Below are 23,432 nucleotides of genomic sequence, written 5' to 3' on the forward strand. Positions count from 1 at the left end.
ATGAATAGCGAGCAGCTGCGCAAAGCGCTGCGTTTGTATTTGGTCTTGGGCAGCCCTAACTGTGGAGGGGCTGACCCGGCTGCGGTGCTGGAGGCCGCGATTGCCGGCGGCATCACGATGTTTCAGTTCCGCGAGAAGGGCGCCGGAGCCCTGCAGGGGGCGGCGAAGCTCGAGCTGTGCGCGCGGCTGCGCCGCCTGTGCGCGCAGCATGCGATCCCTTTCATCGTCAACGATGATGAAGGGCTCGCTCTAGAGCTTGCGGCCGATGGTATTCACATCGGCCAAGAAGACGCCCCAGCCGCCGCCGTGCGGCAGCGGTTGAACAAAATGATCGTAGGCGTCTCCGCCCACGATCTTGGCGAAGCCCAGTCGGCGCTCGCCGAAGGCGCCGACTATCTAGGCGTAGGCCCCCAATACGTCACGCGCACCAAGCTGGATGCGCGTGAGGTCCAGGGGCCAGCCGTCATCCAGCGGATTCGCGCAGGCGGCATCAGGCTGCCGCTCGTTGGCATCGGAGGTATCGATGCCACGAATGCATCCCACGTTATCCGCGCAGGGGCGGATGGCGTAGCCGTAGTCAGCGCGATTGCAAGTGCGCACTCACCACGTGAAGCAGCAGCTGAGCTGCTTAGAAACATCAAATAGAGGAGGAATTCGTATGACAACAACTAATAGTAGTTCCGTGAAAGACGTCCAAATTTCCACATTTCCAGGTAGTAAAAAGGTATATGTACAAGGCTCAAGACCAGATATTCAAGTGCCAATGAGGGAAATATCTTTGGGAACCTCCACAAATATTCAAGGAGAAGAAGTGACGAATGAGCCTGTGCAGGTTTATGACACAAGTGGTGTTTATACCGATACAGAACTGAAAACGGATATCCGTCAAGGTCTTCCCGCTAATCGCTTAACATGGATCGAAGAGCGTGGTGACGTTGAATCTTACGTTGGACGTGAAGTGAAGCCGGAGGATAATGGACTTGTATCTCCTGATGCAAGAGGTGCCGCCGAAATATTCCCAGGCTTACACCGCAGACCGCTCCGAGCTAAGCAAGGCTGTAACGTGACACAGATGCATTATGCACGCCAAGGCATCGTGACACCGGAAATGGAGTACATTGCAATTCGAGAGAATCTCGATGCTGAATTCGTTCGTAAAGAGGTCGCTATTGGCCGTGCCATCATTCCTTCCAATATTAATCATCCCGAAAGCGAGCCGATGATCATCGGACGCAACTTCCTTGTGAAAATTAATGCCAATATCGGAAATTCCGCCGTTGCTTCTTCCATTGAGGAAGAGGTCGAGAAGATGACATGGGCAACCCGTTGGGGTGCTGACACGATTATGGATTTATCGACAGGTAAAAACATACATACAACACGCGAATGGATCATCCGTAACTCCCCTGTTCCTGTAGGAACAGTACCACTGTATCAAGCGCTCGAAAAAGTGAACGGCAAAGCGGAGGACCTCACTTGGGAAGTGTACCGTGATACGCTGATTGAGCAAGCCGAACAGGGTGTAAGTTACTTTACGATCCATGCGGGCGTACTGCTGCGTTACATCCCTATGACAGCTCAGCGCGTAACGGGTATTGTCTCCCGCGGTGGATCCATCATGGCTGCATGGTGCCTAGCTCACCACCAAGAGAACTTTCTCTATACGCATTTCGAAGATATTTGCGAAATTATGAAAGCTTACGACGTCGCCTTCTCCCTCGGTGACGGACTGCGCCCTGGATCGATCGCAGACGCGAACGATGAAGCCCAGTTCGCCGAATTGGAAACACTTGGCGAGTTGACGCAAATCGCTTGGAAGCACGACGTCCAAGTGATGGTTGAAGGACCAGGCCACGTGCCGATGCATCTGGTTAAAGAAAATATGGACCGTCAGCTGGAAGTTTGCCAAGAAGCGCCATTTTACACGCTTGGACCGCTGACGACCGACATTGCGCCAGGCTATGACCATATCACCTCTGCCATTGGGGCAGCGATGATCGGCTGGTTCGGCACGGCGATGCTGTGCTATGTGACGCCGAAGGAGCATCTCGGCCTGCCGAATAAGGAAGACGTACGTGTTGGAGTTATCACGTACAAGATCGCTGCGCACGCCGCCGATCTGGCTAAAGGCCATCCGGGAGCGCAAATTCGCGACAACGCGCTGTCCAAGGCGCGCTTCGAATTTCGCTGGCGAGATCAATTCAATCTCTCGCTCGATCCGGAACGCGCCATCGAGTACCACGATGAGACGCTGCCGGCCGAAGGCGCGAAGACGGCGCACTTCTGCTCCATGTGTGGACCGAAGTTTTGCAGTATGCGCATTACGCAGGATATAAGGCAGTACGCACACGCACAAGGGCTTGATGAAGAGTCCGCGCGAAACAGCGGCATGGAGGAGAAGTCCAAAGAATTCCGTGAAGCTGGAAGCCATATTTATCGATAATAAATCGAGGGACGTTTCCACCTTTAATGGGTGACAGAAACGTCCCTTTTTGCTACCATAGAGGAAAGCTTAACTTCGTTAATTCGTTAAAGCGTTGAAATGGTCAGAAATGAGGACATTCATGCTTGCCGAGACTGCAATTGACATGAAATCCTTTTCGCATTATGATACGGTTAAAAAGATTTGACCGTCGTTTAATTAATCTCATTAAGAGATTAAGAGTTGACCAAAGACGCATGTTTAAGGGCTAGATTGGTACAATAGAGGGAGGTCGAGTCCATATGAAGCTGCAACCGGTTTATATTATTGAGGAACTTGAGCAATTAAAAACGATAAGTGATCCACTTCGCGCTAAGGTGTTGCTTTATCTTATAGAGAAAGCTTACACCGGTCAGCAATTGGCTAAACTGCTGGGAATGGCACGTGCGAAAGTACATTATCATTTGAATGAGCTTGAGAAGCATGGCTTGATTTCGGTCGTTCGTACGGAACTAAAGAATGGTATTTTGCAAAAGTTTTATCGTGCAGTAGCCCGCGGCTTCGTCCCTAGTGAAAAACTGCTGCCTTACGTCTCAGAGGTTGAGAATTACTATCGCGAGAGGACGCTTAGCGTACTTGGACGTGCTAGACGCAGAGCGATTAATGCCCCCGAAGAGGCGTTCCAAATTCCATCTCCTGATCGTACACAATGGCCGATTATTATGACGCAGGTCGAAGTCAAAATGAGCAAAGAGAAATATGCAGAATGGCTGAGAAAGTTTCGTGCTCTTATCTTTGAGCTCGATTCGTCACAGGAAGAAAATGGGGAGTGGTTTTATTTGACTACGGTCGGCTTTCAAACGAATGAGCCGTCTTTTGACCCTGTTGAAGAAGAAGAGGAGAGATAAAGTATGCTGGATCCAAGACTAACGAAACTCGCTGATGTCCTTGTGAATTATTCGGTTAAGGCACAGCCTGGCGAAAATATTTTGATAGAAGCGTATGGCATTGATTCTGCTCTTGTAAAAGAGATCGTGAAAAAGGTTCACGCAGCTGGCGCGCATCCTTTCGTCAATGTAAGAGATCATGTGATTATGCGCCAACTCATCATGAATGGTACAGAAGCTCAAATGCAAACATGGGCAGATGCCGATGCTTTCCAAATGAAACAAATGCAAGGATACATAGGTGTACGCGGCGGAGCCAATAGTTATGAACTGTCGGATATTCCGGCAGATCGAATGAAGCTGTACAATTCAATTTATTATCAACAGGTTCATTTTGATATCCGCGTGAAGGATACGAGATGGGTCGTTCTTCGTTACCCGACGTCTTCCATGGCGCAGCTTGCCAGCATGAGTACGGATGAGTTCGAGGAGTTCTACTTCAACGTATGTACGATGGATTATGGCAAAATGTCCAAAGCAATGGATGCTTTGAAAGACCTCATGGATCGCACGGATAAAGTGCGCCTAGTCGGTCCAGGCACGGATTTGACATTCTCCATTAAAGGTATCGGCGGCGTTAAATGCGATGGGGAGCTCAACATCCCGGATGGCGAAGTTTACTCCGCACCAGTTCGTGAGTCGGTGAATGGTATCATTTCCTACAATACACCAACGCCTCATGATGGTTTCATTTTCGAGAATATCGTACTTGAATTCGAAAATGGTAAAATCATAAAAGCAACAGCTAACGATACAGACCGAATTAATCAAATTTTTGATATGGATGAAGGTGCGCGTTATGTAGGTGAATTCGCAATTGGTGTGAATCCTTACATTCAAGAGCCGATGAAAGATACGCTTTTCGATGAGAAAATCGACGGCAGCTTCCACTTCACACCAGGAAATTGCTACGATGATGCTTATAACGGCAACAAATCCTCCTTGCACTGGGATATCGTGAATATCCAACGTCCAGAATACGGCGGCGGCGAAATTTGGTTTGACGATGTGCTGATTCGTAAGGACGGTATTTTCGTACTGCCTGAGCTTCTGCAGCTGAATCCGGAAAACTTGAAGTAGAGCAGACATGGTGTTCGGTAATCAGGTAGCTGGTTTTTGAGGTATCTCTTCTAGTACATATAGATGTATTTTGTGCAGCAATTTTGGCTCTAAAGCTCCTATAGGCATGAGCTGCCTGTTCTGATTACCCTCCGTAGCTCCAACAAAAAAAAAGGTTGTCCAAAGTCAGAAGACTTGGGCGACCTTTTTCTGTTTTTCAATTGTTGTCTAGCGACCTTTTCAATGGCACTTCTTCATTGCTGTCTAGCGCCTTTCTCAACGCACTTTTTCATTCCTGTCTACCAACCTGTTTAACTAACAGTTCCACAATCATACCCGCCGCTGCTGGGCCTGGTACTGACGAGGAGGAAGGCCGACAGCTTTCTTAAACGTTCGGATAAAGTTAGAGTAATCGTTGAAGCCTGCTAGCTGGCACGTATCTGTGACTGTAGAGCCCTCGCGCAGCAGCTGTTTCGCTTTGGCGATGCGCTTGAACAAGATATGCTCATGAATGGTGCTGCCTGTGTGTTTTTTGAACAGTCTGCATAGGTAGGAACGATTCATGAACACGACGTGTTCCAGTACCTCGAGCGACAGATCTTGATCTAAATTTTCATCAATGTAGGTGAATAGGGAGGAAAGCTTGTCGGGAATCATGACCTGTTCTTCTTGTTTGCCTTGATTTTGAAAAATTCGATTGATAAACACGAGCAGCTCGATAAAGGCTGAAACAAACAGAATTTCCGATCCTGGGAGCGCTTGAGGCCGCTTATGCATCTCCATACGTTCATACAGCTTCATAATGTCATCAATTTGCGGTGGAGTCAGCCGCATCCGGTTTTGCTCACCAAATATACGGTTATTGAAGCAATCAAGCAAGTTAAACTGAGGGGAATTAAAGTTCTCCACCAGAGTAGGATTAAAATGGATCACCACGTTCTCATAACGCTGCTTTTTGGATTGGAAATTAGGTCTGTGCAATTCATTACTGTGCATGATCAGCAGATCCCCGTACTGCAGGGGGTAAACCTGTTTTTCGATGAAGTAGTGAACGTCCCCAGTAAGGAAAAAATAAATTTCATATTGGTCCTGGTGCTGATGGAAATCCAATGGAATCGGATCATGGGTCACGGCATGTCTAAAATTGATCATGCGATGTAGATTCTGGTAAAGTTCCTGCATGTGAGGCTCTCCTCTATTTAGCTGGAGTCAATATTAGCAAACTTTTGCCCAATTAATGCAATGAATACGTTTTTATTATACTGCAAAATAAAGAATAGATAAACAATCAACCTGCTCTTGTTTGAGCGGAGAGACTTTAAGCTACGCTCAAAGATCCCTGAGCAGAGAGACTTTGATCTACGCTCAAAGATCCCTATATTATCCCACAAAGTGACGCCAAGCTCTGATGAAATTAGGAGGCATATTCAAATGAAATTATCCGTGTTTACTGTAGCAACACCTGACCTGACCCCAGAAGAACTAGCAAAGGCGGCCATTGCTGCCGGGATTGAAGGCATTGAATGGCGTTTCAAAGATATTCCAGCTGACGCGGTAAATGAGAAGCCATCTTTCTGGAGAAATAATCTTTGTTCCATTGATCCGAATGGTTCAGACGAAGAATTGGAACGTTTCCGACTTGCTGCTGTTAACAATAACTTAGTGAACTTGAGTATCACCCCTTACTTAAATGCTTGTAATGTTGCAGAGACCGAGCATGTTTTCAAAACGGCTCAGAAAATAGGAGCTTCCTTCATTCGTGTTGGTGTTCCTGGCTATGACAAGAGTAAGAATTATAATGACTTATATGCAACGGCTGTGGACTATTTACATCATGTGCAGGAATTTGCTCAGCAGTATGGCATTAAAGCCTTAACTGAAATCCACCATAATACGATCACACCAAGTGCTGGATTGGCACACCGACTGGTTTCCAACTTCAATTCAGATTACATTGGGGTTCTGCATGATGCCGGCAACATGGTGCATGAAGGATACGAGAATTTCCGCATGGGCCTTGAGCTGCTCGGACCTTATCTAGCGCATGTTCATGTTAAAAATGCAAGATGGTTGCCAACCGGCGAAGAGCAAGAGGGTATCAAGCTCTGGAAAAGCGAGTGGGCACCACTAAATGAAGGGATCGTCAATTGGAAGCAGCTGCTGAATGACTTAAAAGAGGTCGGCTACGATGGTTACCTTGGCATTGAAGATTTCAGCGGTCAATATGGCTCGCAAGAGATGCTGAACAATTTTGCATCGAAAGTGAAACAATGGTTGGCATAAATAATGGTATGGTTATAGGAGTCTCACTCGTCTTCAGCGAGTGGGGCTTTTTTCAGTTGAATGCCCATGGTTGATTAGTAGCCCTTGCTTTGTGTAAGATGGAACTCAGGAATACTGGGCATTGCATAAAGGAGGGGAACCATGGCGCGCTCGAAGTCGCTCTGGTTACTATTGTTATGGTTTATAATCGCTGTCGCCGGTCTGCTCGTTTTGAAATGGACTGGTGTATGGGAGCGCTTGGATCTAGATTGGCTGACTGATTGGCTCCGTGACTTAGGTCCACTTGGCGGGCTGCTATATATTATTGTTTACACGCTTCGTCCATTGGTGTTATTTCCGGCGACACCGTTGACCCTATATGGGGGCTATGTGTTTGGCGCTTTCTGGGGAACGATCTATGATATCATTGGGGCTGGCGCTGGGGCGTTGCTTTCTTTCTATATTACGCGCAAATGGGGCCGCAACAGCTTTCAGCGAATTTTGCGAAATAAGAAGCTGCAGTCTTTCGACCAGAAGGCAGAAGAAAAAGGGTTTGTGGTCGTCCTTTATATGCGTCTAATGCCTTTCTTTCCTTTCGATGGCGTAAGTTATGGGGCAGGACTGTCCAAAATTCGTTTTTGGGACTATACGTGGGGAACGTTGATTGGTATAATTCCTGGTGCCGTTGTTTATAACGTTTTTGGTGCATCACTGCAAGACATTGGGTCGGGTAAGTTTTATGCCGCAGTGGGGATGTACATCGCTTTTGCGTTAATACCGCTGCTCTTAAAAAAGACACAGGCTATAAGAACTCGCGACCGGGCATAGCATAAAGAAAAGATCATTGTGGGGGAGAATGGGGTCATGCAGGGGAAATCGTTGTACAAAGATTTATTTTGGGGGTTTGGGGCAGCGTGCGTGTTGTTAATCGGTTTCGTTCTATTTTCTCAAAGCTTGTCATCCAGCTGGTTAAAGGAATTTGACGAGAATATAGGTAGTGCTGTACGTTCACTGAGGAGTGACGCTGTAACACCGGTTGCTTTATTTTTTACGATAATGGGAAAAGCGATAACAGAATTCATTGTATTCGTTGTTGTAGCCCTCATCCTGCTGATCAAATTTAAGCACAAATGGGAGACACTTGTACTGCTCATTGGTGTATTGACAGCATGGGGGTTGAATCAACTTCTTAAAGATCTATTTCAGCGTGACCGCCCTGCGGGAATGCGATTGATTGAGGAAAACAGCTTCAGCTTCCCAAGTGGACATGCGATGGTATCCATCCTGTTCTATGGACTGATCGGCTACTTATTATGGGTCAACGTGCGTAAAATATGGAAGGCAGCCTGGCTAATCCCGGTTGTTACTATTGTTGTTGTCGTATGTATCGGGCTAAGCCGGATTTATCTAGGTGTTCATTATCCAAGTGATGTACTGGCAGGGTTTGCAGCTGGCGGTGCCGGACTCATTGGATGTATCATGGCGATTCACCGTATCAGAACGAGAAAGATACGAAGCATACTTAGATCGGAACAGCTGCGCGGCTGAGTTTAACTCGTTAGAAAGCATACATCGATTGAGGTAAACACAAAAGGCCGTCAGGATTATCCTGACGGCCTTTTTCAACCTTCTCTTCCAACTTGATCTGTACGGAGACATCCTCTAAAGTCAGCACATCTTCGATGAGTGGGTATCTCCCTGAAGATGGGGACGGCATAGAGCAAAAACTTTATGAATAGATGAGATTCGTTAGGTGAAAATTTTAACTGTTTCTAAATGTATACCATTGTCAAAAGAAGATAATCGATTTATACTATGAACCAGAAGCACAGTCAATTTTCTGGTAGCGATACCAGAAAGTGCATTGTTTATTCAAATACAACATGTAACGCTGATTCTGGAATCGATACCAGAAAAGAAGATGAATACTTCGACATAAAAACCATCTGCGACTAATTCTAATAAAAATGGAAGCGCTTCATCAAAGCGTAAAAGTGGCAGATACCTGTTGGCGGTCGATGTGACCCATTTTACGCCAGAGGATTTGAATAGAGCGGCCATACTCACATCTGATTGAAGCGGTTTGAGTTTGAAGGAGGATTCAGGATGAGATATATGAATATCAAGGGCGTAGACAAACCCATTTCCCGGTTGTTCATGGGAACGGGAGATTTAAGAAAATTGGAAGAGCCAGAACGGATGATGCTGGATGGTTACATTCACGCTGGCGGCAATGCCTTCGATACTGCCCATCAATATCGCGGGAAAGAACTAGTTCTCGGCCAATGGCTTGCGGAGCAGATGAACCGGGAAAAGGTAGTCATTCTAACAAAGGGTGCTCATCATGATGACGGCAGTCCGGGTCCACGGGTAAATCCGGAAGCCATCCGTAAGGATTTAACGGAGAGTCTGGAGCGGCTAGGAACGGAGTATGTCGATCTCTATGCGCTGCACCGAGATGATCCGGAGGTAGCGGTCGGACCGATCATCGAAGAGCTGAATGCACACCTTGAAGCCAAGCGAATCCGAGCTATTGGAGCATCTAATTGGTCGTATAAGCGAATTCAGGAAGCGAATGAGTACGCGGATGACCATAAACTCATAGGTTTTTCATTCAGCAGTCCGAATCTTAGTCTTGCTAAGCCAAACGTTCCCCGATGGGAGGGCTGTGTTTCGGCAGATGAGAAGACCTGCGGTTGGCATTCGGTCAATCAGCTGCCATTGTTGGCATGGTCCGCCCAAGCTGGTGGATTTTTCTCAGGAAATTTCACACCAGACAATCGTGCGGATGAGGAAATGGTACGCGTGTACTACAGTGAAAACAACTGGGAACGTTATCGTCGTGCCGCGAAGCTGGCGGAAGAAAAGCAGGTTTCACCGATTCAAATTGCCTTATCATACGTTCTTAATCAGTCATTCCCGACCTGTGCAATCATTGGGCCTCGAAACCCGGAGGAGCTAGATTCCTCTATACAAGCTATGAATCTGCCTTTAACTAAGCAAGAGGTCGAATGGTTGGATTTGAAAAGGGAGGAGATTGCGGAATGATTAAACATAAATTGGCTGCGCAATTATATACCTTGAGAAACGAATTGAAAAAAGATTTCCCAAGCGTGCTGAAAGAGGTCAAAAAGATGGGATGGGCGGCCGTCCAAATCGATGGGTTACATGGAAACCCCGCGAAAGATATTGCTGCGGTTATGAAGGAAATCGGATTGCAAACGGCTGGCATGCATGTCGGTTTGGATCGATTGAAGAACGATATGGACGCCGTATTGGAGGAGGCTCGCCTTTTCGATACGAAGGATCTGATCTGCCATTCCCTCCCGGATGGGCTGCAGAATCCAGAAGGGTATGGTAGTGTGCGTCGCGATTTGCAGCAGGCAGCTTCCAAAGTCAGTGGCTTGGGATACCGCGTAGGTTATCATAATCACGATTTTGAATTTCATACGACAATCGATGGGAAATTTGCTTTGGAATATTTGCTTGATGATCCGGCTATTTATGCAGAGATTGACACCTACTGGGTAAAAAAAGCGGAACAAGATCCGCTATCCTTCATCCAAAATTATGCTTTTCGTATGCCGATCCTCCATCTGAAGGACATTACGGCAGACGAAAGAAAATATTTCGCTGAAATCGGAACTGGATTGATTGATTTCGCACCGATCCTGAAGTGGGGATTGCAAAATGGGGTAGAATGGTTCGCTGTTGAGCAAGATTATTGCCCTGGAAACCCGATGGATAGTTTGGCGTTAAGTTATACCAATTTGCTCAAGATAGAGAAATTGATTCACTGAAATCGATAGGAGGAGAGATTCGATATGTTTTTACAGAATCGAAGCTGGAAGCGAGGGTGCGAGAATTAAGCGAAACCCGGTATCGCGATGAGGTGCCTTTGGAGCGGTTTTCAGCTGCGGAAGACGATCAGTTGCAGTTTGTACAACATCATTCAACCGAGAATAGGGATTCATTCATCCAGCAACCTCATGTGAGCCTATATGATGATGGATTCCGATAACACTCAATTAAAGAAAAAAGTGCATTGAAAAATTATTGTTTGGCAAAAAGACCGGCATAAAATTTCCCCGTAACCATACACTTTTAGTAAGTAAGAGGAATTGAGATGTTAAAATTCACAATCGGGGACAACGCCATTAGGGGTTTGTCCTTTTTCTTTTGTTGGTCGGACGTTGTATAATCAAGATCATCGGCAGATGACTCAGAAAGAAGGGATGACAATGCTGAAGCTAAGTATTCTTGATCAGTCACCGGTATCATCCGGGTTTACGCATAGCGAGGCGTTACAGCAAACAATTGGGTTGGCTCAGGTGGCCGACCGTCTCGGTTACACCCGATTCTGGGTGTCAGAGCATCATAACTCGGCAGGCCTTGCAGGCTCCTCGCCAGAGGTGCTTCTCTCCACACTGGCTGCCCGCACTAGTCGTATTCGACTCGGCTCCGGCGGCGTATTACTGCCCCATTACAGCCCCTACAAGGTCGCTGAGAATTTCCGTATGCTCGAGGCGCTCTACCCGGGGCGCATCGACCTTGGCATCGGGCGTGCGCCCGGAGGCACGCCGCATACGGCCAAAGCGCTGCGAGGCATCAGCGCTGATATGTTCGAAGGACTTGAGCGGTTTCCAGCACAAGTCACAGATCTACTAGGGTTCCTCGCCGACTCGGTGGAACCCGGGCATGTGTTCGAGGGCATCCGCGCCACCCCTTTGGTGGACTCGATGCCCCAGGTGTGGCTGCTCGGCTCCACCGGGCAGAGCGGGGTGTATGCCTCGCAAGCAGGCGCAGCGTTCTGCTTCGCGCACTTCATCAACGGAGCGGGAGGACAGCATGCGGTGCGCAGCTACCGCAGCTCGTTCCGACCGTCCGCGCTGAATGTCGTGCCGCAGGCGACGGTGTGCATCTACGTGCTGTGCGCTGAGACGCAGGCGGAGGCCGAGGGGCTTGCGGCTTCGATTGATTTGCGCATTCTGCAAATGGAAAAAGGCGAATTCACAGGAGTGAAATCGCCCGAAGAAGCGGCTAATTATGTATACTCAGATTGGGACCATACAAGGGTAAGGGACAATCGATCCCGTATGATCATTGGTGATCCGAACCAAGTAAGGGAGCAGGTGCTGAACCTAGCCGAAAGCTACCAAGTTGACGAAGTGATGGTGGTGGCCGGCGGCTATCGTTTTGAGACGAGAATGCAAACAATTAAATTGTTGGCAGAAGCTTTTAATCTTGAGATGAAGCAGCATGCATTTTAAGGAAACGATTAACGGCTTGTACTCGGCCGCTTATCGATTTCTTGTGTGACAATGAAGGCTAGCTCCTCATTGCCGAATAATGATAGTACGCCTAGTACAGTGTCATCAGGGACTTCACCGGCTTCATCTTTGGGAACCGTTAAATCAAGGGCTTGCTGCAGCGATTCGTTATTAGGCTGGTCGGGATAGGCGCTATGATAAAGCGCAGCAGGATCCAAATCATGGTTGATACACCATTGTGCAAAAACGAGGATCATCATATGCTCTTCACGTTTGTAATTCTCGATCATTTGCTCTTCTAATTGTTTATTATTCATATTTGTATAGACATCTCCTTAAACAACCTCTTCCTGTTGATGGGTTCATTATAGCGAAAGATTAGGTGTAATCACAATGATTAAGAATGAGAAAATCAAAGCATCCGAGGTTCATGTTACGGGATTACTTGGCGAAGATTTGGGCGTAATGTCCACGAAGGAAGCATTGCTGCTAGCGAAGCAGCTGAAAGTGGATTTAATCTGTACCTCGCTCATGAGCAGTCCTCCTCCTTGTAAGCTCATTGGTGCTGGGCAAGCGAAGCAAGAAGCACTGCAGGAAAAGCAGCAGGCCCGCAAGCGGGAGCAAGCACCGAAGGTCAAGGAGCTCCGCTTAACACCTCACATCGAAGATCATGACTTGGAGACGAAGAGGCAGCAGGCAGAGCGCATTCTGCATGGCGGTGACGCTGTGCTGCTGGTCGTGAAGATCTCAGGCAAAGAAGGCGCGAAGGCGAAAGAACTGCTTGAGATGCTGACCAAAGATTTGAGCTCGCATGGGCGTAAGCACACAGGCATTCAGCTTAGCGGTAAGCAAGCGGCTGTGCAGCTGGATCCATTATAAGCGGTGGTTGGCGATATCGTGAGCGGTGGGGAAGGTTGTCCAATCATACATTAGGTGCACCGGAGTACAGCAGCAGCAACTCCCCATACAAGAAGTGTGGTTTGCAAGTCGGATCGTCTTGCCAAGGTGTGTTCGAGTAAAATCAAAGGGCCGTCAGGATGAAAAACTTCCATGACGGTTTTTTTGCGAGTTAAAACCAGTGAACTTTGTGATACTCGGATGGCATTAGTTCGTTTTTGGCAAAGATCACACGTATACTGAGGAAATGCAATGCTTGGTGCATGACCATGTGGGGAATAAACTCATATAATACGGTAGAATGATAAACATTAAACCTGATTAATGGATATGAGGGAGACTTATGAATAAAAACGAGGCTGAGAAAAAGGCGATGGAACTAACAGCCATTGACATATTTATAGAGTTGTACAATAGGAATAATAATATATCTTTGCGCATGTTAAGGCAGCAAGAGAAGCCTGATGCTTTGTTGGAGGATATAAGGCAGAATCGTACAGGTCTAGAAGTGACCCATCTGTTCTACGATACCGAAGAGGCACGGCTGATGTTGTCGCGCTCCGAACTTACAAAGCCTGGAGCTGAAGTGTTGGATACATTCATTAATGTCATTAATGACCGAATAAGAAATAAAGAAGAGAAATTCAAGGGGTATTCTCATGAACACCCTTGCATGCTCCTAATTCGTAATGTATCCCTGCTTTTTGGAATGTCAGATGTATTAGGAAAAAAACATAAGCTGGTCCTTCCGCGAGGTCAGTTTACAGATGTTTGGCTGCTATCCAGAGATTTCACGCCTGATTGGCTGTTGATTAATTTATATGAAATCGAGGGGTAAATTCAAGTTGAACCCATATATTAAATAACAAGGAGGATATTAGCAATTAACATAAGGCCTGGAGGAGTTTAATGAAGCGTTTTTACACAATACTCATTATCGTATTTGGTGTGTATGCATGTGCCATGAGTTTATACTTGCTGAAGGGAGACTTGTTTCAAATTCCGCATACACTCACCGGAACAATAGCTGATCCACATACCTTCATGACTAATCAGGAAATCGAAAAGTCCGAGTCCTTGTCACGTATTCGTTCGCTGGCCTTTTTCGTAAGTTCACCTATGCAAATGGGATTGCTAGTTGTTCTACTTGGCAGCGCCGTTCGGATTCGAAATGGGACGGAGAGATGGTTTCACCGCTCTTGGCTGCAAACGATTGCTTTTTTGCTGATTTTTACCTTACTAATGGACGTGCTGTTTCTGCCAATTGATTTCTTTTTATTTCGAGTGGACCATGCTTATGGCATATCGAATGAGACTCTGGCCATGTTCTGGGGCGATCATGGCAAAGATTTTTTGATTAACGGATTAGGAACGATCGTGATGGTTGGGCTATTCAGGTGGGTAATAAGACGCAGTCCAGGAAGTTGGTGGCTCTGGTTTTGGTTGGCTTCCATCCCACTTATTTTGTTTGTTACGTTTATCCAACCCGTCGTGCTTGATCCGCTTTACAATGACTTTAAACCTCTTCAGAATCAAGAACTTAAAGCTCAAATTCTTCATCTCGCAGCCCAGTCGCATATTCCAACTGATCAGGTTTACGAGGTCAACATGTCAGAGCGGACGAATGCCATCAATGCTTATGTGAATGGAATCGGAGGCAACGCGCGAATTGTTCTATGGGATACGATTCTGAAGAAGCTGCAGTCAAGGGAAATTTTGACAGTAATGGCTCACGAAATGGGACATTATATCGAGAAGCATATTTACTGGGGGATCGCTTATGGCGTCTTACTCAGCTTTGTTGGCCTCTGGCTTACTTTTCATGCTTATCGTTTCTTTATCACACGTTGGGGTTCGCTTTGGGGAATCCGCGGAGAACGAGATTTGGCTGCTTTGCCTGTACTGCTTCTGATTGTAACATGGATGAATTTCGCCTCTGCACCTGTGCAGAATGTGTTCTCACGAATTCTTGAACATCGAGCAGACATCTATTCGATGAAAATGACAGGAGACGGCAACTCGGCCATCCAAGCTTTTCAAAAGATTGCCAAAGAAAATTTGAGCCCCGTTACACAACCGAAGCTCGTACAATGGTTTCGAGGTTCACATCCTACCATTATTCAAAGGATTGAGTATTTTAAACAATTTTCAAAATGAACTGGAGAGGTTATCGGAATCAACTGCCTGTGTGTCACATGTTCTTGAAACCCTTCACAGCTAATCCCGTATCACTTAGAAGGACGAAAATTGTAAAGGGGTGTTACTTTGGAAGTTTTTGAAGGTAGAAGTGTACCTAACCGGCCCGGAGGGCTGCCTCCGGGCGTGGTATCGAAGATTGTTGCCGGAATTGTCATCGTCATAGTTTTAATGGTTGGAATGTCTATGTTTTATACCGTCCAGGAACATGAAAAGGCGGCTATTTTAACCTTTGGGAAATATAGTGGTGAAACGGAAGCTGGGCTTCATTTTAAGCTGCCTTATCCGATCCAGCAGGTTATCGTATTGCCGGCGAAGAAGACGCAGCGTATCCAGATTGGCTTTAGAGAAACGAATGGCAAAGTCAATCCCGTTGAAGAAGAATCGTTGATGATCACGGGCGACGAGAACATTTTATCTGCGGATGCGGTGGTGGAGTGGAATATCAGCAATATGCAAAACTATTTATACAATATCGATGAAGCCGAACTGTTCCTGCGTAACTCTGCAAGTGCGGCGATTCGCTCGGTCATCGGCTCGACATCACTTGATTTTGCGATTACGGAAGGAAAAACGGAAGTGCAGGGCAAGGTAAAAGAGCGGCTGATTGAGATGCAGGCCAAATATGAAACAGGGATCCATATACTCGACCTGAAGTTCCAGGATATTGAACCGCCGGCGGGGGATGTTCAGACTGCCTTTAAGGATGTTACAAACGCTCGGGAAGAGAAAAGTACGAAAATTAACGTAGCCATGAAGTACGAGAATGATATCCTTCCGAGGGAGAGAGGGAACGCGCAGGCACTAATTGAAAACGCTGAAGCACAGAAGAAGTCCAGGATTTTGAATGCACAAGGGGATGTTGCAAAGTTTAATGCCATCCATACGGAGTATGTAAATAATAAATCTGTTACTGAAAGCAGACTTGTGATAGAGACTTTAGAGAAGATTTTACCGTCTGCGAAAATTTTTATAAGCGATAGCTCGGGAGAAACAGTAAAATATTTACCGATCAATGAGCTGCTGCGTAATCCTGCGTCCGGACAGACACAAGGGGGGGCGGCGAAATGAGCAAAGAGAGAAAATGGATTTTACCGCTCATTGTGACAGGAGTTATAGCCTTTTTTTCCTTGATTTCGCTCTTTATTGTGAAGGAAGGGGAATATAAGGTGGTTTTAAAGTTCGGAGAAGCGGTTCGCATTAAATCAGAGCCGGGCATTCATATCAAAATTCCTTTTATAGAATCCGTAAAGACGCTTCCGAAATATCAAATGGTATATGACAGCAAACCGACCTCTATTTTGACAAAGGATAAGAAGCCAATCGAGGTGGATAACTATACCGTATGGAGAATTGTCGATGCACAGCAGTTCCTGCGTACCATTCAGTCTATAACGGGCGGTGAAGAGCGCATTGACGCGGCTGTCTATAATACTGTAAGGCGGAAATTATCAGAAATAGATTACAGTAATATTATTAGCGAAAACACACAGCGCGGAAATTTAAACGATGAGATAACTAAGGAAGTATCCGAACTGATGGAACGCGATAACTACGGTATTAAGATTGTCGACGTGCGTATTAAACGTACGGACCTTCCTGAATCTAACAAGATGAGCGTTTACAAGCGAATGATTTCCGATCGCCAATCCATTGCTGCCAAGTACTTGTCCGAAGGGGACGAGGAATCGAAGAAAATCACATCCAAGGCAGACCGACAAGCCCGTGAGCTTATAGCTCAAGCGGAAGCGGACGCGAAAAAAATTGTTGCCGAGGGGGAGCAGCAGGCTGCGCAAATTTATAACGAAGCTTACGGCAAGGATCCCTACTTTTATAATTTTTATCGTACGCTGGATAGCTACTTAGTTTCTTTTAAAGGGGAGCCTGTTATAATGCTGCCGATCGATTCACCGTACACGAAAATTTTGCTTGGTAAATAAAAGAATCATGCACAAAGAAAACCATCAAAAAAGCACAAAAGGGCATCCAATAAATTTGGATACCTTTTTGTGCTTTTTTGACCACATAAGAAAGTATAAGTTTTCGGTTCCCGAAAACCGCTTTCTTATTGGCGATAAAACCTACATCTAAACGCGGTCGCTCATCTTTGAATGGCCTCGATAGAGGTTTTCTCATAAGCCATCTATTCGTTTCTTCTTGTCATTTGCTGCCAAACCGAGCCTTCGGCTGCATGGCCGCCTTCAATGCGCTCCAAAGCGATTTTCACCTGCATGCGGACCTCGAACTCGGAGTCGTCTGCGGCCGCATGCAAAGCGTCCAGTACGGATTGGTCGCCGACTTCGTACAAGAAGCGAGCCGCGCGCCAGCGGACAAGCTTGTTGCGGTCTTTGAGCGCCTTAGCCATGGCCGGGGTAGCGGCAGGGTCGCCGATGTCGGACAGTGTATCGCCTGCAGTCCGCCGAACGGAAGGTGTATCGTCCTCGAGGGCACGATACAGAAAAGGCAGTACCTCGGGTTCCTTGATATCCCCGAGGTATACAGTTGCCAGTCGCCGGATCGACGTGTTCTCGTCCTGCAGGGCATGGACGAGAAGCGGCAGCGTCTCAAGCGACGGCTGGATCTTTTGAAGCGCTGCGTAGCGCAGCTTCCAATCGCTGTGGCGCAGCTGCGCTCGGGCTGCACCGGCGTCTTCAGCCCCTGCGGATTCCTCCGTAGCAAGGATCGAAGTCTCCTGCATCGCGAGGGAGAGCAAGCTTTCGACGCGGGCGTCGTCGTAAGAAGCGTCCAGCTCCTGGACGACTTCGCCCGCGATGTCTCCGAGCTCGCCGTAGCGTACGCCGAGCTCCTCGAGCTTCCGCTCCTTAATCAGGTTCGGCGATGCCGTTCCTGCGCGAACTGCCGCCTGAGTGAAGCGCTCCGGCATTCCTACGCGAACTTCCTCTTCGCCAGCGCGTACCCTCACCTGGAGCGGGATACCGCGAAACATCTGCACGAGGACTTGTGCCTCACCGAATGCGGCTTCAGCCGTGGGCTGCTGTTCCGGAGGCAGGCCTCCGTCTGCAGATGGCTGGGCTTCACCGAAAATCTCACGGGCTCTGGCCAGTATGAACTGCCAGTCCCCCTTAGAGGTCCGGTCTACGGCAATGAAGTCCGCTGCGTGGAACACACTAATCACACCTTGAATAGCCAGCAAATGCCCAATGCTTTCAGGTGCGTGCATGCTGTTTTCTTTTGTATAGGTTTTTCGTACACCAGCAGGAAGAGACTCATCCATATTGAGCTTCATCGAATTGGGGCTGGGTGTAGGTTCAATAGATATAATTTTCAAGTGGACAACTCCTTTATAAAGCATCGTAGCCGCTAACTGTTACGTGAAAAGACCCGGACGAAGTTCCGTCCAGGCCTGTTATAGGCAGTTACTGCCGTTTAATCTAAATCAACTAAATTGCGATTTAAGTACTGATCCAACGTTTTCGTTAAATCAAACACGGTATGCGCTAAATCAACATTCTCAAACACATGATCACATTGATCACGGAAAGCTAATTCATCTTCGTAATAAGAGAGATACTTCGAAATGATTTCCTCAGAGTCTCCACTTTCTTTCATCCGTTTTTCAAGTTTATCACGCCCGGCATGAATGAAGATAAGGACTACGTGATCTCCATAAATCTTTTTGAGGGTTTCGGCGCCAAAGCGGTTCAAGATTAAATAAATGCTGCCGCTAAGCCCGAACATGTGTTCAATATCTGCACTTTTGATGCCGTACAAATGGTCATTAACCGTACTAATCTCAATGAATTCACCGCCAGCTTGCGCTTTAGCAAACTCGGCAGGAGAGATAAAGTGATAATCTTGACCATCTTCTTCGGTAGCCTTCGGAGGTCTGGTGGTGTAAGAGATGACCTGCTTCATGCCCAAAGTAGAGCCTGACATTTCTGCGACCGTCTTACGACCAGCACCGTGAGGACCGGTGAATACAAAAATCATTTCCTTGTCCTTTAATGCGTACATGGAACATACCTCCTTAATGGGAATTGTGGGGGGTAAATCCTACGTGCGTGCAACGGTATGAAACGATTTTTGATGAGTAGGATCACTTGCAGCCGTATTTATATTTTACAACGTTCGGGTTATTCGGTAAAGCCTTGCGTAGAAAGCGCTTCTTTTCTTAGCGCTTTCCGCCACGACCACCACCGCGTGGTGCGCTGCCGCGGGATCCGCCTGATTGCCCACCGCGAGGCGAGCTGGATCTGTCGCCACGCGGCGCTCCGCCGCGTGCTCCAAAGCTGTCACCGCGTGGTGCGCTACTGCGTGCTCCACGCTCGGCACTGTCGCCGTGTCCGCGTGCCTGGCCGCTGCGTTCGCCGCCAGCTTGACCGCCGCGAGGCGCGCTCGGTCTGTCTCCACGCGGCGCTCCACCGCGAGTCCCAAAGCCTTCGCCGCGCGGTGCTCCACCGCGAGCTCCAAAGCCCTCGCCACGAGGCGTTGCTGCACCTCGTGCTCCGCGCTCCGCACTGTCGCCACGGCCTTTGCCGCCGCGAATCGTGCGTGATGCACTTGCAGCGTCGTCACGCCCCGTGCCGGCATACTTGTTATATGGCGAATAAGACTTATCGCCATGTGGAGCAGAACGTCTGCGCTCTGTACCATCACCGCGACCTGCTGTACGAGGCGCGCGTTCGGCTTCTTCTCCGCCACTCCATGACTTGGTGACGCGTGCTTTAGCTGCATTCATGTTGTCGCCGCGACCTGGTCCGGCATTCGTTGCTGCTGGGCGCTCCTTATTCTCAGCACGTCCCCATGTATTCGGATTGCGTTCCGAGTTGACCTTCGCAGGACGTGGGCCAGTACGTGCACTTCCAGGTGCAGCGGTTCGAGCACCGAACTTATCGCCTCTAGAGGATGAACTTTTCGTTCCATACTGAACGTTGTCTCGACCGCCGCGGCTAGCTTCGCGCGCGCCGGATCTTCCACTGCGTCCGCCGCGCTGTTCCGCTGCGCCGTTTCTTTCATTGCGGCCTCCGCGTGATTGCCCACCGCTGCTTCTGCGTGCGGAACCTCTGCCATCCGTGTCAACATATTCCTCAGAGTTGGAACGAACACGTCTTTGCTGTTGTTCCGGACTTCTCAAAGACATACGAATCCCTTTTTCGATCAATTCAATGGTAGGCATATCTCGCTGCGTAGCAAAAGTAACAGCTACACCTGATTCTCCAGCACGGCCAGTTCGGCCAATACGGTGAATGTAGCTCTCGGCATCTTGCGGGACATCATAATTGAAAATATGAGTGACGCCTTCAACATCTAAGCCACGAGCTGCGATATCTGTTGCTACCAAAAGTTCGATTCGCCCGTCTCTGAAACGCTTCATGACCTGTTCGCGCTTCGCTTGAGACAAATCACCATGAAGCTCATCTGACATTAAGCCGATTTCCTGCAAAACCTCATTGAGCGCGATAGCCTTAGCTTTCGTACGACAGAAAATCATCGCTAAATAGGGCTTATATTCTTTAATAGCTGCTATCAATGCATCTTGTTTGTCTCGATCTGTCGTTGGAACTAGGACTTGTTTAATCTCAGTCAAAGTCACTTGTTTACTTTGAATTTTAATTTCCTTAGCTTCTTTCATATAAGCTTTGGATAGGTTTACGACCTGCTCAGGCATAGTTGCAGAGAAGAGCAGCGTTTGACGATAAGGGGATGTTTGGGCAATGATATCCTTCACTTCATGAAGGAAGCCCATATGCAGCATTTGATCGGCTTCATCTAATACAAGTATTTTCAATTTATAGAAGTTGATTGAACCGCGGCGAAGGTGATCGAGCAATCTTCCCGGTGTTCCTACTACTATATGTATGTTACCTTGTAGCTTTCTAAGCTGTTTTTCTACATCTTGCCCGCCATATGCGGCCAAAACCTTTGCTCCTGTAACAGGGACAAGGTTTTTCAGCTCATTGCTTATTTGAATAGCTAATTCACGTGTCGGTGTCAATATAAGTGCTTGGACATCTGGGCTTTCTACATCAATTGTTTCTAATATAGGAAGTACAAAGGCAAGGGTTTTACCTGTACCTGTTTGTGCTTGTGCGATAACATCTGTACCTTTTAATAAAACAGGAATCGCTTCTTTTTGAATGGGGGTCGGATCTACGACTCCTCCAGATTGTAATACGTGTACAAGACTTTCTCTAATACCTAATGAGGCAAATCCATTTGACATGGTTAATTGGCCAGCTCCCTTTTTTCTACTACTTAATATAGGGATCTTTGGTCATAGACCAAAGTCTCTCCTTGTTAAAGACGATCCCCTCATTGTACAGGAATGCCAGACAAATGAAAACAGGAGCCGACCAACAAGGAGTAATTACTACATTATATATAGAAGAAATTTTGCTTAATTCATGAAATGTGCTGCGACATTAGTCTTCAGGCAACACTTGCGCTGTACCGAAAATACGAGTAACTGTTTGATTGAAATCAGTTAATAACGGCATGAGCGAATGGCCTTTCCAGCTTTCTTGGGCATAGTTGTTCATTTTATTAAGGAAATCACGGTTTGCCGAAATATATACATCCATGATGTTCGGTTGCAGCGTACGAATTTTCTCGGCCATGGCTTGCTTGAATCGGTGAGAAAGCATATCATGATGCACGGCGGTTTCATAATTATTGTAGCCATTGTTCAGATCGTTGGATGGCAGGTAATCATTGAATGGCGCATTATCATTATAAAAACCTTTGCTAGTACCCTGATTATTCGTCTCTCTGGTGGTACCCTTGGTACCTACAGCACTGCTATCAATCATTAGAGCTACGTAGGCATTCTGATCTGTAGTCATAACGATGGCAGTATTAACCCCATTCATGGCATGTAATTGATTAGAAAGAAATTGACTGTATTCGAGCTTCGTATTGTTGTGTGTAACAGGCCCATAGAGCTGTTGGGTTTGGTAAGATCGCTCTGTTTCCTCCGTTTTTTCGACAGGGGCGCCAAAATTCGTGTGATCGGGACTTTTTCCATATTCTCTTCCTTTCTCTGCACAACCGCTAATTGTCAGCAGGAGGAATATCATTCCACAAATCGGAAAACCTAACTTCCTGAGCATCAAAAGAGACCTCCCATATTCGTTGTAATGTTTATAGGATGGGATGTTTCTGCGCTTTTATTCGTGTTCACAAATAAAGGCTTTTATGCATAAAGAGGCGGGTGTATGGAAATAACCATGGAGGGAAAATATATCGCTACAGTGCGGTTTAAGAACAATTTGTGAACTTCCCTCCAGCGATTGACAAAAACTTTTCACGAATTTATAGTTAATAAAGTGAATTGACATGGGCATGGCCTTCGTGGTAAAAATATTGTTTTAAAGTGGGGTTGATACAATGAGTCGATTGAAAAAGTTATGGCGTCTGGTGCCTCTATTAGCGGCAATGACGTTCTTGCTAACCGGGTGTGGAGACCCAACCTTGTCTGCTTTAGTGCCAAAAGGACCTGTTGCATCCGAGCAGCTTTATTTAATGAAATTAAGTCTCTTTATCATGGTTTTTGTCGTAATTGTCGTATTTGCAATTTATGTGTATGTGTTAATTCGCTTTCGTAAGCGTGAAGGTGATAATAGCGTACCTAAGCAAGTTGAAGGTAGCCATGTGCTTGAGATTATTTGGACAGTCGTTCCGATCCTCCTTCTGTTAGTACTTGCGGTACCAACGGTGACCTACACATTTAAGCATTCAACGAATTACAATAAGGACAAAGAAGCGGTTCATGTCAAAGTAACTGCGCATCAATTCTGGTGGCAGTTTGAATATCCCGATCTAGGCATCGCTACAGCTCAAGAGCTTGTCGTACCTAAGGATAAAATCATTGCATTTGAACTTGTTTCGGCTGACGTAGCTCATGCTTTCTGGGTACCGTCCCTGGGCGGTAAAGTAGATACAAATCCTGGAATCACGAATACGCTTTACTTGCAAGCAGATGAAATCGCTACGTTCCAAGGTAGATGTACAGAGCTTTGCGGAGCCTCGCATGCCTTAATGAACTTTACAGTCGAATCGAAGACGGAAGCTGATTTCAACGCATGGGTAGCGAAAATGAAAGCTCCTGTTACTGTGCCGGCAACTGCACAAAAAGGGGAAGAGCTTTTCAAAGAAAATTGCATGTCTTGTCACGCTGTTAATGCTAATGGTCCTGGAGTTGCTCCTAACCTCAAAGGTTTCGCAGATCGCGATACACTTGCTGGGATTCTGGAACACACGCCAGAAAAAATGGCAGAGTGGATCAAAAATCCGCAAGATCTAAAACCAGGCAACAAAATGCCGGCTTTTGGTAAAGAAGCGAATGGCAAGCTTGATGATGCTCAAATTAATGATATTGTACAGTACTTACAGACTTTGAAATAAGCTTCTCAGGTAAAG

At 46.9% G+C, this 23,432-nt stretch carries 22 protein-coding genes; 16 read left to right on the forward strand and 6 right to left on the reverse strand.

Annotated features, from left to right (window positions below; all coding sequences use genetic code 11):
- The 4 genes from thiE (at position 1) to QFZ80_RS37485 (ending at position 4,449) form a co-directional block, all read left to right on the forward strand.
- Positions 1-645, forward strand: coding sequence for a thiamine phosphate synthase (gene thiE, locus QFZ80_RS37470; protein WP_307563690.1), 645 nt, complete (start codon positions 1-3; stop codon positions 643-645).
- 13 nt (positions 646-658) lie between these two features.
- Positions 659-2,443 (forward strand): phosphomethylpyrimidine synthase ThiC, encoded by a 1,785-nt coding sequence (gene thiC / locus QFZ80_RS37475; protein ID WP_307550057.1) that lies wholly within the window; start codon positions 659-661, stop codon positions 2,441-2,443.
- 281 nt (positions 2,444-2,724) lie between these two features.
- Positions 2,725-3,330: an ArsR/SmtB family transcription factor gene (locus QFZ80_RS37480; RefSeq protein ID WP_307550055.1), complete on the forward strand. Its 606-nt coding sequence runs from the start codon at positions 2,725-2,727 to the stop codon at positions 3,328-3,330.
- A gap of 3 nt (positions 3,331-3,333) precedes the next feature.
- Positions 3,334-4,449: an aminopeptidase gene (locus tag QFZ80_RS37485; RefSeq protein WP_307563692.1), complete on the forward strand. Its 1,116-nt coding sequence runs from the start codon at positions 3,334-3,336 to the stop codon at positions 4,447-4,449.
- A gap of 309 nt (positions 4,450-4,758) precedes the next feature.
- Here QFZ80_RS37485 and QFZ80_RS37490 read toward each other — a convergent pair whose 3' ends face one another.
- The gene (locus QFZ80_RS37490) at positions 4,759-5,610 is read right to left on the reverse strand and encodes an AraC family transcriptional regulator (RefSeq protein WP_307550052.1); all 852 of its coding nucleotides are present in this window, start codon (positions 5,608-5,610) and stop codon (positions 4,759-4,761) included.
- 249 nt (positions 5,611-5,859) lie between these two features.
- On the opposite strand from QFZ80_RS37490, the gene QFZ80_RS37495 reads away from it, so the two are divergent.
- From QFZ80_RS37495 to QFZ80_RS37520, 6 genes are all read left to right on the forward strand, one after another.
- Positions 5,860-6,711, forward strand: coding sequence for a sugar phosphate isomerase/epimerase family protein (locus tag QFZ80_RS37495; protein ID WP_307550050.1), 852 nt, complete (start codon positions 5,860-5,862; stop codon positions 6,709-6,711).
- A gap of 141 nt (positions 6,712-6,852) precedes the next feature.
- Positions 6,853-7,518 carry a TVP38/TMEM64 family protein gene (locus tag QFZ80_RS37500; RefSeq protein ID WP_307550048.1) on the forward strand — a complete coding sequence of 222 codons (666 nt, stop codon included), beginning with the start codon at positions 6,853-6,855 and terminating at the stop codon, positions 7,516-7,518.
- Positions 7,519-7,554: 36 nt separating this feature from the next.
- Positions 7,555-8,238, forward strand: a complete 684-nt coding sequence (locus tag QFZ80_RS37505; protein ID WP_307550046.1) for a phosphatase PAP2 family protein — start codon at positions 7,555-7,557, stop codon at positions 8,236-8,238.
- 558 nt (positions 8,239-8,796) lie between these two features.
- Positions 8,797-9,738 (forward strand): aldo/keto reductase, encoded by a 942-nt coding sequence (locus QFZ80_RS37510; RefSeq protein WP_307550044.1) that lies wholly within the window; start codon positions 8,797-8,799, stop codon positions 9,736-9,738.
- Positions 9,735-10,490: a sugar phosphate isomerase/epimerase family protein gene (locus QFZ80_RS37515; RefSeq protein WP_307550042.1), complete on the forward strand. Its 756-nt coding sequence runs from the start codon at positions 9,735-9,737 to the stop codon at positions 10,488-10,490. Before QFZ80_RS37510 ends, QFZ80_RS37515 begins: the two co-directional genes overlap by 4 nt.
- A 441-nt stretch (positions 10,491-10,931) precedes the next feature.
- Positions 10,932-11,960 (forward strand): LLM class flavin-dependent oxidoreductase, encoded by a 1,029-nt coding sequence (locus QFZ80_RS37520; protein ID WP_307550040.1) that lies wholly within the window; start codon positions 10,932-10,934, stop codon positions 11,958-11,960.
- An 8-nt stretch (positions 11,961-11,968) separates the two neighbouring features.
- On the opposite strand, the gene QFZ80_RS37525 is transcribed toward QFZ80_RS37520, so the two are convergent.
- Complete coding sequence (locus QFZ80_RS37525; RefSeq protein WP_307550038.1) at positions 11,969-12,277, reverse strand: hypothetical protein; 309 nt, start codon at positions 12,275-12,277, stop codon at positions 11,969-11,971.
- Positions 12,278-12,353: 76 nt separating this feature from the next.
- Between QFZ80_RS37525 and infC the strand changes: the two genes are divergently transcribed.
- The 5 genes from infC (at position 12,354) to hflC (ending at position 16,993) form a co-directional block, all read left to right on the forward strand.
- Positions 12,354-12,839 carry a translation initiation factor IF-3 gene (gene infC, locus QFZ80_RS37530; protein ID WP_307550036.1) on the forward strand — a complete coding sequence of 162 codons (486 nt, stop codon included), beginning with the start codon at positions 12,354-12,356 and terminating at the stop codon, positions 12,837-12,839.
- Positions 12,840-13,200: 361 nt separating this feature from the next.
- Positions 13,201-13,695 carry a hypothetical protein gene (locus QFZ80_RS37535; RefSeq protein ID WP_307550034.1) on the forward strand — a complete coding sequence of 165 codons (495 nt, stop codon included), beginning with the start codon at positions 13,201-13,203 and terminating at the stop codon, positions 13,693-13,695.
- 71 nt (positions 13,696-13,766) lie between these two features.
- Positions 13,767-15,014, forward strand: a complete 1,248-nt coding sequence (locus QFZ80_RS37540) for a M48 family metallopeptidase (protein ID WP_307550032.1) — start codon at positions 13,767-13,769, stop codon at positions 15,012-15,014.
- Between the two features lie 108 nt (positions 15,015-15,122).
- Complete coding sequence (hflK, locus tag QFZ80_RS37545) at positions 15,123-16,124, forward strand: FtsH protease activity modulator HflK (RefSeq protein WP_307550030.1); 1,002 nt, start codon at positions 15,123-15,125, stop codon at positions 16,122-16,124.
- On the forward strand, positions 16,121-16,993 hold the full coding sequence (hflC, locus tag QFZ80_RS37550) for a protease modulator HflC (RefSeq protein WP_307550028.1): 873 nt from the start codon (positions 16,121-16,123) through the stop codon (positions 16,991-16,993). The genes hflK and hflC overlap by 4 nt, the downstream gene beginning before the upstream one ends.
- A gap of 203 nt (positions 16,994-17,196) precedes the next feature.
- Here the strand turns inward: hflC and QFZ80_RS37555 are convergent, their stop codons facing one another.
- From QFZ80_RS37555 to QFZ80_RS37570, 4 genes are all read right to left on the reverse strand, one after another.
- Positions 17,197-18,342 carry a conserved virulence factor C family protein gene (locus QFZ80_RS37555; RefSeq protein ID WP_307563695.1) on the reverse strand — a complete coding sequence of 382 codons (1,146 nt, stop codon included), beginning with the start codon at positions 18,340-18,342 and terminating at the stop codon, positions 17,197-17,199.
- Positions 18,343-18,440: 98 nt separating this feature from the next.
- A complete protein-coding gene (locus QFZ80_RS37560) occupies positions 18,441-19,028 on the reverse strand; it encodes a guanylate kinase (RefSeq protein WP_307550024.1) in 588 nt (195 codons plus the stop codon).
- 157 nt (positions 19,029-19,185) lie between these two features.
- Positions 19,186-21,237 (reverse strand): DEAD/DEAH box helicase, encoded by a 2,052-nt coding sequence (locus QFZ80_RS37565; protein WP_307563697.1) that lies wholly within the window; start codon positions 21,235-21,237, stop codon positions 19,186-19,188.
- 199 nt (positions 21,238-21,436) lie between these two features.
- Entirely contained in the window at positions 21,437-22,123 is a 687-nt protein-coding gene (locus QFZ80_RS37570; protein WP_307563698.1) for a YhcN/YlaJ family sporulation lipoprotein, read from the reverse strand.
- Positions 22,124-22,400: 277 nt separating this feature from the next.
- Between QFZ80_RS37570 and coxB the strand changes: the two genes are divergently transcribed.
- Positions 22,401-23,417 carry a cytochrome c oxidase subunit II gene (gene coxB, locus QFZ80_RS37575; RefSeq protein WP_307550018.1) on the forward strand — a complete coding sequence of 339 codons (1,017 nt, stop codon included), beginning with the start codon at positions 22,401-22,403 and terminating at the stop codon, positions 23,415-23,417.
- Positions 23,418-23,432 lie beyond the last annotated feature (15 nt).

This window comes from Paenibacillus sp. V4I7, assembly GCF_030817275.1.
GTDB lineage: Bacteria > Bacillota > Bacilli > Paenibacillales > NBRC-103111 > Paenibacillus_E.